We start from the raw sequence: 15,431 nt of genomic DNA on the forward strand, positions 1-15,431 counted from the left end.
GACCCCGCGCCGCCGCCGTCGCGCGGAGGACTGAGCCCCGCAGCCGGCGGGCAGCCTCCGGCTCCCGCAGGTGCCCGGGCCGCGCTCGGGCAGCCGCCGTTGGGCCCGACCCGAGCGCCCCAAGGTGGCCTTGGTTGCGTCAGACGCACCGAAGGCCGCCTTGGTTGCGTCTCACGCACCGAAGGCCACATTGGGGCGCTTCCCGGGCCTGCGCCGCAGCGGGCTGGCCCACGGCTCGGCGAGCGCAGATCGGCCGCTCGCGAGCACCCGATGTGGCCTTGGGTGCGTCCTGTGCACCCGATGTGGCATCGGGGCGCGCCGAGGGGCGAGGTGGCGTTCCTTCTCCTGTCCGGTCTGCGTAGGGTGACCGCCTGTGAGCGGAACCCTCTCGCCCGCGACGGGACTCGACCGTGGCCGGCGGCCTCGCCGGATCACCGTGCTGCTGCCGGTGTTCGGGCTGATCGTGGTGGCCCTGTGCGGCCTGTTCCTGTTCGGGCTGGCCACCGCGCGCGTCGGGCCGCTCGCCGTCACCATCGGGGTGCTGGCCGCGCTCGTGCCGGTCGCCGGTGTCGTCGCCGGGTTCCTCTGGGTCGACCGGTGGGAGCCCGAGCCCGCGAAGTTCCTGCTGCTCGCCTTCGCCTGGGGCGCCTGCATCGCCACCATCACCGCGCTGCTCATCAACACCACCGCGGAGGCCGTGGGCGAAGAGCTGCTCGGGACCGGCAACGGCAACACGCTCGCCGCGCTCGTCTCGGCGCCCGTGGTCGAGGAGGCCGCGAAGGCGCTGTTCGTCGTGCTCATCGCGTGGCGCCGGTCCAGCGAGTTCGACGGCGTCGTGGACGGGGTCGTCTACGCCGGGTTCAGCGCCGCCGGGTTCGCCTTCACCGAGAACATCTACTACTTCGGCCGCGCGTTCGCCGACTACGGCTTCGGCGACGGGCACAGCCAGGGCGTCATCACGGCGTTCTTCCTGCGTGGCGTGCTCGCGCCGTTCACGCACCCGCTGTTCGCGGTGCTCACCGGCATCGGGATCGGCATCGCCGCGCGGACGACCACCAAGGCGCTCAAGTTCGTCGCGCCGATCGCCGGCTACCTGGCCGCCGTCTGCCTGCACGCGCTGTGGAACAGCGCCGCGCTGCTCGGCGGGTCGAAGTTCCTCACCGTCTACTTCCTGATCATGGTGCCGCTGTTCCTCGGCGTCTTCTACCTGGTCATCCTGCAGCGACGGCGGGAGCAGCGGATCATCGCCGCCGCGCTGCCGCACATGGCGTCGGCGCGCTGGATCGCGCCGTCGGAGGTCGATCTGCTGGCCAGCCTGCCCGGGCGGCGGGCGTGGCGGCGGCAGGCGAAGCGGCAGTCCGGGAAGCAGGCCGCGAAGGCCGTCGCCGTCTACCAGGCGAGCGTGACCGAGCTCGCTTTCCTCGACCGGCGTGAGCTGCACAGCGACGCCGACCGGCAGCGCCAGCGCGAGCTGCTGCGCACGTTGAAGGCCGCCCGCGCGGAGGCGACGCGCCTCGCCGACGAGGCCGCCCGCGGGTGAACCGGTCCGGGTGAAGCTGGTCACCCGGGTTCAACCCTTCGCGCTTAATCGAGTTAGTCTCGCGCCGTTCGTCCGGTACCCGGAGCGGGACTGGAACGAGAGCAGAGGGAGTCTGCCAACCATGAGCGTCCACAGGCGCACGCCATGATGAGGCCCGCCCGCCTCGCGGTCGGCGTCGTGTCCGCCGGCCGGGTGGGCAGTGTGCTCGGCGCCGCGCTGGCCCGGGCGGGACACACCGTCGTCGCCGCCTCCGGCCTCTCCGCGGCGTCGCTGGCCAGGGCCGAACGCCTCCTCCCGGACGTGCCCGTCCTGCCGCCCGACGAAACCGTCGCCCGGGCGGACCTGGTGCTGCTCGCCCTCCCCGACGACGCGCTGGCCGGGATGGTCCGCGGGCTCGTCGCCACGGGGTCGCTGCGGCCCGGGCAGATCGTCGTGCACACCTCCGGCGCGCAGGGCATCGACGTGCTGGCGCCCGCGGCCGAAGCGGGGGCGCTGCCGCTCGCGCTGCACCCGGTGATGACGTTCACCGGCCGCGAGGAGGACCTCGAGCGGCTGGCGGCGTGCAGCATCGGCGTCACCGCGGCCGAGGACGACGAAGCGGCCTGGAACGTCGGCGAAGCGCTGGCGGTCGAGATGGGTGCCGAGCCGGTGCGGATCCCCGACTCCGCGCGAGCGCTCTACCACGCTGCGTTGACCCACGGCGCGAACCACCTGATGACACTGGTCGCCGACTGCACGGAAGTCTTGCGGGAAGCGGGAATCGGGCATTCCGAACGCCTGGTCGCACCGTTGCTTTCGGCGGCGTTGGATAATGTGCTGCGGCACGGCGACCGCGCGCTCACCGGCCCGGTCGCCCGTGGCGATCTCGGCACCGTCCGCAAGCACCTCGCGGTGCTCACGGACCGGGCGCCGGACGTGGCGCCGGCCTACCGGGCGCTGGCCAAGCGCACGGTGGCGCGTTCCCTGGCAGCAGGAGTGCTGCCGGACACCGCGGCCGCCAAAGACCTCACCGAACTCCTCGACGATCCCGCCGAAGGGCAGCAAGACCAGTGACCACACCGAAATTCACCCGCGGCACGCTGAACGCGTTCGCGCCGCCCGAGCACGTCAGCCAGGTCAGCCGTGCGCTGCGCGGCGTTGGCCGCAAGGTCGCGCTCGTGCCCACCATGGGCGCGCTGCACGCCGGGCACCGCGAGCTGATCCGCCGCGCGAAGCGGCTGCCGAACACCGTCGTGGCCACCTCGATCTTCGTCAACCCGCTGCAGTTCGGCGAGGGCGAGGACTTCGAGGCGTACCCGCGGCCCCTGGACGCCGACCTGGCCGTGCTGCGCGAGGACGGCGTCGAAATCGCGTTCACCCCGAGCGCCGACGCCCTGTACGCCGACGGCGCGGCGGTGACCGTGCACCCGGGCCCACTCGGCGACGAGCTCGAGGGCGTCGTCCGGCCCGGCCACTTCGCCGGCGTGCTGACCGTCGTGGCGAAGCTGTTCAACCTGGTGCGCCCGGACTACGCGTTCTTCGGCGAGAAGGACTACCAGCAGCTGGTGCTGATCAAGCGGATGGTCCGGGACCTGAACATCGACACGCGCGTCATCGGCGTGCCGACCGTGCGGGAGCGCGACGGGCTGGCGCTGTCGTCGCGCAACGTCTACCTGACGCCTGAGCAGCGCGAAGACGCCGTCGTCCTGTCGGCCGCCCTCACCGCGGGGGCGTTCGTCGGCCGGGACGGCGCCGACGCGGTCCTCGAAACCGCGTGGAAGACCCTCGCCGCCCGGCCGGCGGTCGAGGTGGATTACCTGGAGTTGAGGGGAACCGACCTCGGGCCCGCGCCCGTCGACGGTGAGGCACGACTGTTGATCGCGGCCCGGGTGGGGAGTACCCGGCTGATCGACAACGCCCCGGTGCTGCTCGGCAAGGCCGTCGAGCACCCGGAGCGGCTGGACGCAGGGGAATAGGAGTCCACGATGTACCGCACGATGCTCAAGTCGAAGATCCACCGGGTCACGGTGACCCAGGCCGACCTGCACTACGTCGGATCCGTGACGGTCGACGAAGATCTGATGGAAGCCGCGGACCTGCTGCCGGGCGAACAGGTGTCCATTGTGGACGTCACGAACGGCGCCCGGCTGGAGACCTACGTCATCAAGGGCGAACGCGGCAGCGGCGTCCTCGGCATCAACGGCGCGGCGGCGCACCTGGTGCACCCGGGTGACCTCGTCATCCTCATTTCGTACGGCCAGATGGAGGACGCGGAGGCCGCGAGGTACGAACCGCGCGTGGTGTTCGTCGACGCGGACAACCGGATCGTCCACCGGCACAGCGACCCCGGCTACGCGCCGGAGGGATCGGGCCTGCTGAGCGGCACCGTGACGCTGCCGGACGACGAGACGGCGGTCTTCCCGGTCGCGGAGACGGCGGACGCCCGCCGCCTCGACGCGTTGCTGCACGCGGAAAGCTGACCCGCTTGCTGCTCACCGTCGACGTCGGCAACACGAACATCGTCCTCGGCCTGTGGTCCGGCCAGTCGCTCGTGGGTGACTGGCGCATGCGCACGGACGCGCGCATGACGGCCGACGAGCTGGCGTTGACGGTGCGCGGCCTGCTGGGCCCGCACGCGGATTCGGTGACGGGCATCAGCGCGCTGTCGACGGTGCCGGCGGTGCTGCGCGAACTGCGCGTGATGCTGTCGCGGTACTACGCCGACGTGCCGAAGATCGTGGTGGAACCGGGCGTCCGCACGGGCGTGCCACTGCTGGTGGACAACCCGAAGGAGGTGGGCGCGGACCGGCTGGCGAACACGCTGGCCGCGCACCACCTCCACAGCGGCACGGCGTGCGTGGTGGTCGACTTCGGCACGTCGACCAACGTGGACGCGATCTCTTCCCGCGGCGAGTTCCTGGGCGGCGCGTTCGCACCGGGGATCGAGATTTCGGTGGACGCGCTGGCACTGCGCGCGGCGGCGTTGCGGAAGGTCGAGCTGGTGCCGCCGCGGTCGGTGATCGGGAAGAACACCGTGGAGTGCCTGCAGTCGGGGATCTTGTACGGGTTCGCCGGGCAGGTCGACGGGCTCGTGAAGCGGATCGTGCGCGAGCTTTCGCCCGGTGGTGTGGAACCGGTCGCGGTGCTGGCGACCGGCGGGCTGGCGCCGCTGGTGATCGGGGAGTCGGAGACGATCACCGACCACGTGCCGGACCTGACGCTGCTCGGGCTGCGGCTGGTCTACGAGCGCAACATCCGCCCCTGACGCCGGTTGTCCACAATCCGGTGGGGGTGTGGACAACCGGGCCGTGGGCGCGCTTTTCGCGGCTTTTAGCCAGGGGCGGCCGATACGCTGGAAGCGGGGGAGCCCCCAAGGGAGGGCGGGCCGCGGCCGGGCGTCGGGGGTGTGGGGGCCGGTGCAGGCGGCCGCAGTTCTGTGCAGGCTGCCGCGGTTTGACGCAGAGCGCCGCACTTCGACGGGCTCCGGTGCGGTCCGGCGCCGGTACGGCGGTCCGGTGGGTAGCGGCGCAATCCGACGCTGGTCCAGCGCGGTCCGGTGGGTGGCGGCGCATTCCGCCACCGGCCCGGTGCGTTCGGCTCCGGCCCGGTGGGTTCCGGTGCCGGTCAGGCGCAATCCGGTGCGGTCCGACGGGCCGAGCCGGTGGACCGAGGTCGCGAATGACTCGGTCGGGACCTACGAAGTCCCCAATGAGTCATTCGCGACACCCGCGGCCGTCGGCTACCCGCGGGAACCGACTCGACCTCAGCCGCGGGCCAGCCTGCGTCGCTCCAGCAAATACCCGAGCGCCGTCACCGCGAGCGCCGGGAAAGCCACCTTGGCCTGCGGGAAGCCCTTGCCCGGCGGATCGACCGCGCGCGACCCCGGGTAGGCCAACGCCGAAACCTGCGTCACCCAGTACAACGACGCCAGCGCCGCCCCAGCGTCAAGCCCGGCTCGGCCCGAAGACGGCCGCCACAGCTGCCACAGGCTGGTTACGCCCAGTGCCAGTCCCAGGCTCATCGTCTGGCCGTTGTGGAACTTCGCGTGCGGTGGCCACGCGGGGTTGTACACATGGGTCTCGTTCCAGTCGGCGCGGTACGGGCCCACCGCCGTCAAGAGTGAAGTCAGCGAGATCAGCGCTCGCCCCAAGGGTTTCCGGCTCATCCCGCCAGTATCGAACCTCCACTTTGATCGAGGTCAATGGAGCAGTTTGAGCCCGACGACGCCCGCCACGATCAGCGCCAGGCAGGTGATCCGTGCCGCCGAAAAAGAGTCGCCGAGCACGAAGATGCCGTAAAGCGCCGTGCCGATCGTGCCGATGCCGACCCAGATCGCGTAACCGGTGCCGAGCGGGATCTCGCGGAGTGCGTACGCCAGGCCGCCCATGCTCAGCGCGAGCGCGAGCACGAACGTCACCGCGGGAACCGGGCGGGAGAGCCCCTTGGACGCGCCGAGCGCGGCCGCCCAGATCGTTTCGAACACTCCGGACAGGATGAGGACGAGCCAGGACATGACGAGCCTTTCGCAGTGTGTGGAACCACTGCGCCGTCTTGTCCTGACCGGGTACGACGCGCTCGTCCGGGGCCGGCCGCGGACGCGGGGGCCACTTCCGAAGCTAGCACGCCGGAAAGCTAACGGCGGCGGGCGCGCAGTCCCCAGGTGACCAACGGGAGGTCGAACTCACCATTCGCCGTCGCCGGATTGGCCGCGAGGAAGCCGCGAAGGCGGGTCAAGAGCGCGGACGACTCCTCCGGCGACGAGACGATCACGAGGGAATAGGTCGCGATCGTTTCCAGCAGCGTCTCCGCGGTGCGCTGTTGCACATGGTGAAACCGTTCCTCGTCGAACGGCTCGAACGCCGGGTGCGCCACCTCACGCAAATCGTCGGTCGACGCCGGCTTGCGGGCGCCGTCGCGGCCCAGTTCGGTGAACTCGGCCACCCACGGGACCGATTCGTCTTCGTAGTTCCACATCGGCACCAGCACGCCGCCGGGACGCAGCACGCGGCCGATCTCCGTCATCGCCGCCGGCACGTCGAACCAATGGAACGCCTGGCCGACGAATACCGCGTCGACCTCGGCGTCGGGCACCGGGATCCGTTCCGCCCGGCCGGCCAGCGCGGTCGCCGACGGCACCCGCCGCGCCAGTTCCGCGCGCATTTCCGGGTCGGGTTCGACGGCGGTGACGTCGAGGCCGAGGTCGGTCAGGCCGAGGGTCAGCTTGCCCGTTCCGGCGCCGAGATCGAGCACCCGGCGCGGGGTTCCGGTGGCGCCGGAAAGGCCCCACTCGATCGCTGCCCGCGGGTAATCGGGCCGGTGCTCGGCGTACGCGGCCGCGCGGCTGCCGAAGGAAGAAGCCCGCCGGGCGCGGGTGGGATCACTCACCGGGCCAGGTTAATGGAAGGAAAGTAAAGGTAATCCGGTTGGCGTAGCGTGCGGCGGGGTTCGTACCCTATGGGCCATGACCGAAAACCCCGCTTCCACCAGCGACCCCGCCGAAGACGAACTGCCCGAGCAGATGCGGGTGCGCCGGGAGAAGCGCGACCGGATCCTCGCCGAGGGCATCGATCCCTACCCGGTCGAGGTGCCGCGCACGCACTCGCTCGCCGAGGTGCGGGCAGCGCACGAAGGGCTGCCCGTCGACACCGCCACGGGCGAGACAGTCGGCGTCACGGGCCGGGTCATGTTCCTGCGCAACACCGGCAAACTGTGCTTCGCCAGCCTCCGCGAGGGCGACGGCACCGAGCTGCAGGCGATGATCAGCCTGGCGAAGGTCGGCGAAGACGCGCTGGCGGCGTGGAAGGCCGACGTCGACCTCGGCGACCACGTGTTCGTGCAGGGCGAGGTCATCACCTCCAAGCGCGGCGAGCTGTCCGTGATGGCCGACGCCTGGCGCCTCACGTCGAAGGCGCTGCGCCCGCTGCCCAACGCGCACAAGGAACTCGCCGAGGAAACGCGGATCCGCCAGCGCTACGTCGACCTCATCATGCGCCCGCGCGCGCGGGACGTCGTGCGCACCCGCGCCGGCGTGGTCCGGTCGCTGCGGGAGTCGTTCCACCGCCGCGGGTTCACCGAGGTCGAGACGCCGATGCTGCAGACGCTGCACGGCGGCGCCGCGGCCCGCCCGTTCGTCACCCGGTCGAACGCCTTCGACATGGAGCTGTTCCTGCGGATCGCGCCGGAGCTCTACCTCAAGCGCTGCGTCGTCGGCGGCATCGAAAAGGTCTTCGAGATCAACCGCAACTTCCGGAACGAGGGCAGCGACTCTTCGCACTCGCCGGAGTTCGCGATGCTCGAGTACTACGAGGCGTACGCCACTTACGACACGAACGCCGTGATGACGCGGGAGCTGATCCAGGAGGCCGCGCAGGCCGTGCTGGACACCCAGGTCGTCACGCTGCCCGACGGTTCGGAGTACGACCTCTCCGGCGAATGGACCACGCTCGGAATGTACGAGTCGTTGTCCGATTCCCTCGGTGAAGAGGTGACGCCGGAGACGCCCGCCGCCAAACTGCACGGATTCGCGCAGGCCAGGGGCCTCGAAGTGGATCCGAAGCTCGGGCACGGGAAGCTCGTCGAGGAACTGTGGGAACACCTCGTCGGAGATCACCTGCACGCACCGACGTTTGTCCGTGATTTTCCGCTGGAGACGTCGCCATTGACGAGGCAGCACCGCTCGCGGGCGGGCGTGGCCGAGAAGTGGGACCTCTACGTGCGCGGATTCGAACTCGCCACCGGATACTCCGAGCTGGTCGATCCGGTCGTCGAACGGGAACGGCTCACCGAACAGTCGCTGCTGGCCGCGCAGGGCGATAGCGAAGCCATGCGGCTGGACGAGGATTTCCTGCGTGCCCTGGAGTACGGAATGCCCCCGAGCGGCGGCGTCGGAATGGGGATCGACCGGCTGCTCATGGCGCTGACCGGTCTCGGTATCCGGGAGACGATCCTCTTCCCGCTGGTGCGTCCTGAATAACCCGCCCGTGTGAGGATAGCGGCCGGTTATCGCATAGAGATTTGCGCTGCACTCCCGGAGCGGGTACTAATGTTCTAGACAAAGTCTTCTGTCCCCGGGGCTCGCCCCGTCACCAGATCATTGAGTAAGCCCCGCAGGAGGAAACAGATGGCGCAGAAGGTGCTCGTCTCGCTGGTGGACGACCTGGACGGCAGCGAGGCCGAAGAGACCGTCGAGTTCGGTTTGGACGGCGTCAGCTACCAGATCGATCTCTCCTCGGAAAACGCCGAGGAGCTGCGGGACGCCCTCGCCCAGTATGTCGAGCACGCGCGGCGCGCGGGTGGCCGCAAGCGCGCTTCCGCGCGCCCGGTCTCGGGCAAGGGATCGGCCCGCCCGGCCGCGGTCGACCGTGAGCAGAACCAGGCCATTCGCGCTTGGGCGCGCAAGAACGGTTACGCGGTTTCGGACCGGGGCCGGATCCCCTCCGAGGTCGTCGAGGCCTACCACAAGAAGAACTGAGGGCCGTTCACGAGCTGCTGGAGGCCGCCGGGCGAATTCGCCCGGCGGCTTTCTTCGTGTCCGGTCCTTGTCCGGTTCGCACTGCCTGAGCCGTTCGGGCGTACTCGGCAGGCGACTGACCGGTCACCGTCCGGAAATCGCGGATGAAGTGCGACTGGTCGCTATAGCCCAGTCGAACCGCCAGTCCGGCGTAATCCGGCTGTCCTTCCGTGACCAACCGCTGCGCAGCGTCGTTGAGGCGGTATATCCGGATCGCCCACTTGGGCGGGCAGCCGACGTGTTCGGCGAACAACCGCTGGACCGACCGGGTGGTTAGTCCAGTATCCGCGCACAGTTGCGCCACCCGGGTAATTCCCGGATCGCGCGCGATTGATTCCACCGCCTCGGCGGCCTGGCGCGCGGCCGGGGAGAGCCGTACCGGATTTGCGATCAGCAAGTTGTCGACCGCACGGACCATTTGCGCGTCGTCGCCCGCCGTGCGCACCGATTCCGCGGCCCGGATCGCCGCCGGCCCGAAAACGTCCGTGAGCGGGACGGATCGGTCGGCGATGTCACTCACCGGGCCACCGAGGAACGCGTGGAAGCACCCCGGCCGGAAACGCACGCCCAAATCCTGCACGCGGCCCGAGAGGCGATGGGAAAAGACGTCGCGCGCCGGGCCGTACACGCCGGAAGCGCCGGGGAAGAACGTGACGTGCACCGCGAGGTTCGGCAGCACCCGCTGCTCGTGCGGTGGTTCGCCGCGCCGGTCCCAGCGCAGGACCCAGTGGTAGTCGACGAAGTCCGCCAGCGCGGGCACGGGCGGGTGCCTGGTCAGCGTGAACATCGTGCGCGCGGTGGCCTCGGCCACGATGCCGCGCGGGATCCGGTGTGCCACGCCGCACACGGTAGCTGTCGCGTTCGTCCAATACGGGCCGCCCGAGACCGGCTTGGCTCGCCGGCATGACTGCCGAACTGCTGCGGCCCGCCGCGGCCGAATTCGTCCGGGTCGCCACCGCGGTGACCGAGCTGACCGCGCCGACGCCGTGCGCCGGGTACGACGTCCGCGGGCTGCTGAACCACCTCCTGTACTGGGGCCCGTGGCTGCTGGCCGCGGGACGGCGCGAGGAGCCGCCACCCGGCGGGACCGAGGCGGCGGCGGCCCTGGTCGGCGAGGACTGGCGCGCGGTGCTGGAGAAGCAGACGGAGACGCTCGTGGACGTCTTCGGGACGCCGTCGGCGTGGACGGGCACGACGGCGCTGGGGACGGCCCGGCTGCCTGCCTCGGTCGTCGGCGCCATGGTGCTGGGCGAGTTCGTGCTGCACGGCTGGGACCTGGCACGGGCGAGTGGCCAGGAGCTGGTCTGCGCCCCCGAAGCGGCGACGGTGGTGTACGAGTCCGCGGTGCTGATGGGCGAGCGGGCGCGCTCGACGGGCGTCTACGGGCCCGAGGTGGCGGTCCCCGCCGGTGCGTCGGCGCTGGACCGGGCGCTGGGTGCCTCCGGGCGCGACCCGTCCTGGACGCCCTGAGCCCGCGACGAGCAGGTGCGCGGGCAGCCGTCGCACTCCGATTCGGCCGGGAGCAGGTAGGAGAAGCAGCAGCTCTCGCGGCGCCGCGTCCACTCGCGGTGGCCGTCGGGGCCCTCCGTCAGGCGCAACGTCGACGCCGAGGTCAGCGGCGGGTAGCGCGTGTCGAGGACCAGCGCCGCGTCGGCGACGCCCGCGCCCTCCGCTTCCGGCGTGCCGCCCTGGCGGCCCGCCCACCACAGCGAGTTCTCCAGCGCGTCGGTCGCCGCCGCCCAGAGCATCCGGCGGCCGAGCCTGCTGACCGGCGCGTACGCCCGGACGAACTGGGCCGCGTGGGCCAGGTAGCGGGCCCGCAGGACCGCCGCCAGCGCGCGCTCGTCGCGGACCACGGTCGCCTCCGGGAGGGCGGAGCCCGGGTCCGTCGGCAGGCAGTGGAACGCGTCACCCAGCACGGCCATGCCGTCGGGGTGCGGGCGGTCGTCGGCCAGCCGGAACGCCAGCTCCGCAGGCTTCAGCGACGGCACCCGGCGCTCGTGGTGCAGCAGCAGCGCGCCGACGTACGCCGGGACGTGCAGGTACCAGGTCATCACCCAGCTGGCCGTGGTCCGGGACGGCGTCGCGTCGTGCTCGCGCAGCAGCCAGTCGCCGAGCAGGCCGCGCCACTCGTCGAAGTACGCGGGCGTCTCCAGCAGCTCCGAGCAGCGGATCCAGCCCGCCGGGACGTCGCGGCGCAGCTCGGTGCGCTCCTGGCGGCCGGAGACCCGCCGCAACGACGACGCGAGGCCGTCGCCGACCTCGCGTGCGTCTCGGAAGGACCGCTGCTGGTTCAACCGCGGCCCTCCTCGCAGCCGTCATGGATTAGGCGTGCCTAACCTTACAGGCAGACGGCGGCTGCGCCAATCGGGTGGCACCGTGATCCGGCACTCCCAGGTTGCGGACTGTTCGCGGTGAGCGGACACCGCGCGGATGGCGGAATCCGGGCGGCCGTCCGCACGTTGGGCTTGACGTAAAGGTGCAGGGCAACATGAAGATGGACGCACCCGGGAGATGCCACGTCCGGGTGCGGAAAAGGCCACTGTCAGCCGTAGTGGTACGCCAGCGCGACCACTTGGCTACTAGAGTGGTCTCACGGTGCTGAATCCATCGCGGTGAAAGCACGATGGAAACGGGCCGCCGGCGCAGCAGTCGAGGGAGTGCACATGTTTGAGAGGTTCACCGACCGCGCGAGGCGGGTGGTCGTCCTGGCTCAAGAAGAGGCCAGGATGCTCAACCACAACTACATCGGCACCGAGCACATCCTCCTGGGTCTGATCCACGAGGGTGAGGGTGTCGCCGCCAAGGCGCTGGAGTCGCTGGGTATCGCGCTTGAAGGCGTCCGCCAGCAGGTCGAGGAGATCATCGGCCAGGGGCAGCAGGCCCCGAGCGGGCACATCCCCTTCACGCCGCGGGCCAAGAAGGTGCTGGAGCTGTCGCTGCGCGAAGCGCTGCAGCTCGGCCACAACTACATCGGCACCGAGCACATCCTGCTGGGCCTGATCCGCGAGGGCGAGGGCGTCGCCGCGCAGGTGCTGGTCAAGCTGGGTGCGGACCTCAACCGGGTCCGCCAGCAGGTGCTGCAGCTGCTCTCGGGCTACCAGGGCGGCAAGGAGTCCACCGAAACCGGTTCCGGCCGCGGTGAGGGCACCCCGTCGTCGTCGCTGGTCCTGGACCAGTTCGGCCGCAACATGACCGTGCTCGCCCGCGAGGGCAAGCTCGACCCGGTCATCGGGCGCGGCAAGGAGATCGAGCGGGTCATGCAGGTGCTGTCCCGCCGGACCAAGAACAACCCGGTGCTCATCGGCGAGCCCGGCGTCGGCAAGACCGCCGTCGTCGAGGGCCTCGCGCAGAGCATCGTCAAGGGCGAGGTGCCCGAGACGCTCAAGGACAAGCAGCTCTACACGCTGGACCTGGGCTCCCTGGTCGCCGGCTCCCGCTACCGCGGTGACTTCGAAGAGCGCCTGAAGAAGGTGCTCAAGGAGATCAAGACCCGCGGCGACATCATCCTGTTCATCGACGAGCTGCACACGCTGGTCGGGGCGGGTGCCGCCGAGGGCGCGATCGACGCGGCTTCGATCCTGAAGCCGATGCTCGCCCGCGGTGAGCTGCAGACGATCGGCGCGACCACGCTCGAGGAGTACCGCAAGTACATCGAGAAGGACGCCGCCCTCGAGCGCCGGTTCCAGCCGATCCAGGTCGGCGAGCCGTCGCTGGAGCACACGATCGAGATCCTCAAGGGCCTGCGCGACCGGTACGAGGCGCACCACCGCGTCTCGATCACCGACTCGGCGCTGGTCGCCGCCGCGACCCTGGCGGACCGGTACATCAACGACCGGTTCCTCCCGGACAAGGCGATCGACCTGATCGACGAGGCCGGCGCCCGGATGCGCATCCGCCGGATGACCGCGCCGCCGGACCTGCGCGAGTTCGACGAGAAGATCGCGAACGTCCGCCGCGACAAGGAGTCCGCGATCGACGCGCAGGACTTCGAGCGGGCCGCCCGCCTGCGTGACGAGGAGAAGACCCTCCTCGGCCAGAAGGGCGAGCGGGAGAAGCAGTGGAAGGACGGCGACCTCGACGTCGTCGCCGAGGTCGACGACGAGCAGATCGCGGAGGTGCTGGCCAACTGGACCGGCATCCCGGTGTTCAAGCTGACCGAGGAGGAGACCACCCGGCTGCTGCGCATGGAGGACGAGCTCCACAAGCGCATCATCGGCCAGGAGGACGCGGTCAAGGCCGTTTCGCAGGCGATCCGCCGTACGCGTGCCGGCCTGAAGGACCCGAAGCGCCCGTCGGGCTCGTTCATCTTCGCCGGCCCGTCCGGTGTCGGTAAGACCGAGCTGTCGAAGGCGCTGGCCTCGTTCCTGTTCGGCGAGGACGACGCGCTCATCCAGATCGACATGGGCGAGTTCCACGACCGCTACACCGCTTCGCGGCTCTTCGGTGCCCCTCCGGGCTACGTCGGCTACGAAGAGGGCGGGCAGCTGACCGAGAAGGTGCGGCGCAAGCCGTTCTCGGTGGTCCTGTTCGACGAGATCGAGAAGGCGCACCAGGAGATCTACAACACGCTCCTGCAGGTGCTGGAGGACGGCCGCCTGACCGACGGTCAGGGCCGCACGGTCGACTTCAAGAACACGGTCCTCATCTTCACGTCCAACCTGGGTACGTCGGACATCTCGAAGTCCGTCTCCCTCGGGTTCGCCGGGTCCAACGACACCACGAACCGGTACGAGAAGATGAAGCAGAAGGTCAACGAGGAAATGAAGAAGCATTTCCGCCCGGAGTTCCTGAACCGGATCGATGACATCATCGTGTTCCACCAGCTGACGCAGGAACAGATCATCATGATGGTCGACCTGATGATCGGCCGGGTCGAGACCCAGCTGCGCGCCAAGGACATGGAGCTGGAGCTGACCGAGAAGGCCAAGTCCCTCCTGGCCAAGCGCGGCTTCGACCCCGTGCTCGGTGCCCGGCCGCTGCGCCGGACCATCCAGCGTGAGATCGAGGACCAGCTGTCCGAGAAGATCCTGTTCGGCGAGGTCGAGCCGGGTCAGATCATCCTGGTCGACGTCGAAGGCTGGAGCGGCAACCCGGAGGACAAGGACGACCAGGCCAAGTTCACCTTCCGCGGTGAGCGCAAGCCGTCGTCGGTCCCGGACGCCCCGCCGGTCAGCATCGGCGCGGGCCACGAGGAGCAGGGCGGCGAAGCCGAAGGCGAGTGATCGGCTGAGCGGTGCTTGAAGAGGGCGGTTTCCCCGGTTTCGGGGGAGCCGCCCTTTCTCGTGTCCCAGACCCCCGTGAGACGATGCCCGCGGGCCTTGGGAGGGGATTCCGCGTGGACGTGCTGGCGATCGACTTCGGGACTTCCAGCACCGTGGGGGTGCTCTCCACCGCCGGGCACGGACCCCGGGCGGTCGAAGTCGACGGCTCCGTCACCATGCCCTCAGCCGTCTTCCTCAACGACGACGGCCTGCTCGTCACCGGCCGCGACGCCGAGCGGCGGGCGCGGCTCGATCCCAGCCGGTTCGAGCCCAACCCCAAGCGGCGGATCGGCGAAGGCACCTTGCGGCTCGGGGACACCGATGTCCCGGTCACCGACGCCTTCGCCGCCGTGCTGCGGCGGATGGGGGAGGAAGCCGGGCCCGCCGGGCAGACGCGGATCTCGCACCCCGCCGGGTGGGGTGCCGCGCGGCAGGAGGCGATCCGGACCGCCGCCGCGAAGGCCGGGCTGCCCGATGTCCGGCTGATCCCCGAACCCGTGGCCGCCGCCGCGCACTACGCGAGTCTCGGGCATTCCGGGGGTGGGCCGATCGGGGTTTACGACCTCGGGGCCGGCACCTTCGACTGCGCCGTCGTCGGGGTGAGCAGGCAGGGGTTCGCCGTGCTGGCCGAGAGCGGGCTGCCGGACCTCGGGAGCCTCGACATCGACCAGGCGCTGCTCGTGCACATCGGGCGCGCGGTGTCGCACGCGGATCCCGCGCAGTGGCAACGGTTGCTGCGCCCGCGGACCACCGCCGACCGGCGGACGCGGCGGGCGCTGCTCCAGGACGTCCGCGACGCCAAGGAAAGCCTCTCCCGGCACGCGCAGACCCACGTCCCCATGCCGGAGCCGTTCGGGGACGTCCTCGTCAGCCGCGACGAGCTCGAGGCGCTCGTGCGGCCCAGCCTGCTGCGCAGCGCCGAACTGCTCGGGACGACGATCCGCCGCGCCGGGCTGGCACCCGCGCAGCTCGCCGGGATCCACCTCGTCGGCGGGCCGAGCCGGATGCCGTTGCTGGCCGCGCTGCTCGGGCGGCAGCTCGGGGTCGCGCCGACCACGCTGGACCAGCCCGAGACGGCCGTCGCCTTCGGACTGCACCACGTTCCGCTCGGCACCTCGGACCTCACCGTGCCCGCGTT

At 70.6% G+C, this 15,431-nt stretch carries 15 protein-coding genes and 1 riboswitch; of the genes, 10 read left to right on the plus strand and 5 right to left on the minus strand.

What is annotated here, in order from left to right; all coding sequences use genetic code 11:
* The first annotated feature begins 436 nt into the window (after positions 1 to 436).
* The 5 genes from G3I65_RS26780 to G3I65_RS26800 all read left to right on the plus strand — a co-directional run bounded on the left by G3I65_RS26780 (position 437) and on the right by G3I65_RS26800 (position 4,784).
* Positions 437 to 1,540: a PrsW family intramembrane metalloprotease gene (locus G3I65_RS26780; protein WP_160698578.1), complete on the plus strand. Its 1,104-nt coding sequence runs from the start codon at positions 437 to 439 to the stop codon at positions 1,538 to 1,540.
* Positions 1,541 to 1,630: 90 nt separating this feature from the next.
* Complete coding sequence (locus G3I65_RS26785) at positions 1,631 to 2,593, plus strand: Rossmann-like and DUF2520 domain-containing protein (RefSeq protein WP_375336719.1); 963 nt, start codon at positions 1,631 to 1,633, stop codon at positions 2,591 to 2,593.
* Positions 2,590 to 3,495, plus strand: coding sequence for a pantoate--beta-alanine ligase (panC, locus tag G3I65_RS26790; RefSeq protein ID WP_160698568.1), 906 nt, complete (start codon positions 2,590 to 2,592; stop codon positions 3,493 to 3,495). Before G3I65_RS26785 ends, panC begins: the two co-directional genes overlap by 4 nt.
* Positions 3,496 to 3,504: 9 nt before the next feature.
* Positions 3,505 to 3,999 (plus strand): aspartate 1-decarboxylase, encoded by a 495-nt coding sequence (gene panD / locus G3I65_RS26795; RefSeq protein WP_125308255.1) that lies wholly within the window; start codon positions 3,505 to 3,507, stop codon positions 3,997 to 3,999.
* 5 nt (positions 4,000 to 4,004) lie between these two features.
* On the plus strand, positions 4,005 to 4,784 hold the full coding sequence (locus tag G3I65_RS26800) for a type III pantothenate kinase (protein ID WP_160698569.1): 780 nt from the start codon (positions 4,005 to 4,007) through the stop codon (positions 4,782 to 4,784).
* 498 nt (positions 4,785 to 5,282) lie between these two features.
* On the opposite strand, the gene G3I65_RS26805 is transcribed toward G3I65_RS26800, so the two are convergent.
* From G3I65_RS26805 to G3I65_RS26815, 3 genes are all read right to left on the minus strand, one after another.
* Positions 5,283 to 5,684: a DUF6640 family protein gene (locus G3I65_RS26805; protein WP_160698570.1), complete on the minus strand. Its 402-nt coding sequence runs from the start codon at positions 5,682 to 5,684 to the stop codon at positions 5,283 to 5,285.
* Between the two features lie 33 nt (positions 5,685 to 5,717).
* Complete coding sequence (locus G3I65_RS26810; protein WP_160698571.1) at positions 5,718 to 6,032, minus strand: multidrug efflux SMR transporter; 315 nt, start codon at positions 6,030 to 6,032, stop codon at positions 5,718 to 5,720.
* 27 nt (positions 6,033 to 6,059) lie between these two features.
* A riboswitch (guanidine-III (ykkC-III) riboswitch) is annotated at positions 6,060 to 6,130 on the minus strand.
* A 21-nt stretch (positions 6,131 to 6,151) separates the two neighbouring features.
* Complete coding sequence (locus tag G3I65_RS26815; RefSeq protein ID WP_160698572.1) at positions 6,152 to 6,904, minus strand: class I SAM-dependent methyltransferase; 753 nt, start codon at positions 6,902 to 6,904, stop codon at positions 6,152 to 6,154.
* Positions 6,905 to 6,980: 76 nt separating this feature from the next.
* Between G3I65_RS26815 and lysS the strand changes: the two genes are divergently transcribed.
* Positions 6,981 to 8,492, plus strand: coding sequence for a lysine--tRNA ligase (gene lysS, locus G3I65_RS26820; RefSeq protein ID WP_160698573.1), 1,512 nt, complete (start codon positions 6,981 to 6,983; stop codon positions 8,490 to 8,492).
* A 147-nt stretch (positions 8,493 to 8,639) separates the two neighbouring features.
* Complete coding sequence (locus tag G3I65_RS26825) at positions 8,640 to 8,990, plus strand: Lsr2 family protein (protein ID WP_160698574.1); 351 nt, start codon at positions 8,640 to 8,642, stop codon at positions 8,988 to 8,990.
* Between the two features lie 7 nt (positions 8,991 to 8,997).
* Here the strand turns inward: G3I65_RS26825 and G3I65_RS26830 are convergent, their stop codons facing one another.
* The gene (locus G3I65_RS26830) at positions 8,998 to 9,867 is read right to left on the minus strand and encodes a helix-turn-helix domain-containing protein (protein WP_309235723.1); all 870 of its coding nucleotides are present in this window, start codon (positions 9,865 to 9,867) and stop codon (positions 8,998 to 9,000) included.
* 65 nt (positions 9,868 to 9,932) lie between these two features.
* Between G3I65_RS26830 and G3I65_RS26835 the strand changes: the two genes are divergently transcribed.
* On the plus strand, positions 9,933 to 10,499 hold the full coding sequence (locus G3I65_RS26835; RefSeq protein WP_160698575.1) for a TIGR03086 family metal-binding protein: 567 nt from the start codon (positions 9,933 to 9,935) through the stop codon (positions 10,497 to 10,499).
* Here G3I65_RS26835 and G3I65_RS26840 read toward each other — a convergent pair.
* Entirely contained in the window at positions 10,409 to 11,326 is a 918-nt protein-coding gene (locus G3I65_RS26840) for a (2Fe-2S)-binding protein (RefSeq protein ID WP_239071467.1), read from the minus strand. The genes G3I65_RS26835 and G3I65_RS26840 overlap by 91 nt on opposite strands.
* Before the next feature lie 369 nt (positions 11,327 to 11,695).
* On the opposite strand from G3I65_RS26840, the gene G3I65_RS26845 reads away from it, so the two are divergent.
* A complete protein-coding gene (locus tag G3I65_RS26845; RefSeq protein WP_160698576.1) occupies positions 11,696 to 14,254 on the plus strand; it encodes an ATP-dependent Clp protease ATP-binding subunit in 2,559 nt (852 codons plus the stop codon).
* Positions 14,255 to 14,367: 113 nt separating this feature from the next.
* Positions 14,368 to 15,431: Hsp70 family protein (locus G3I65_RS26850; RefSeq protein ID WP_160698577.1), on the plus strand; the 1,064-nt coding region annotated here is incomplete at its 3' end.

It is taken from the genome of Amycolatopsis sp. SID8362 (assembly GCF_010550475.1).
Lineage (GTDB): Bacteria > Actinomycetota > Actinomycetes > Mycobacteriales > Pseudonocardiaceae > Amycolatopsis > Amycolatopsis eburnea.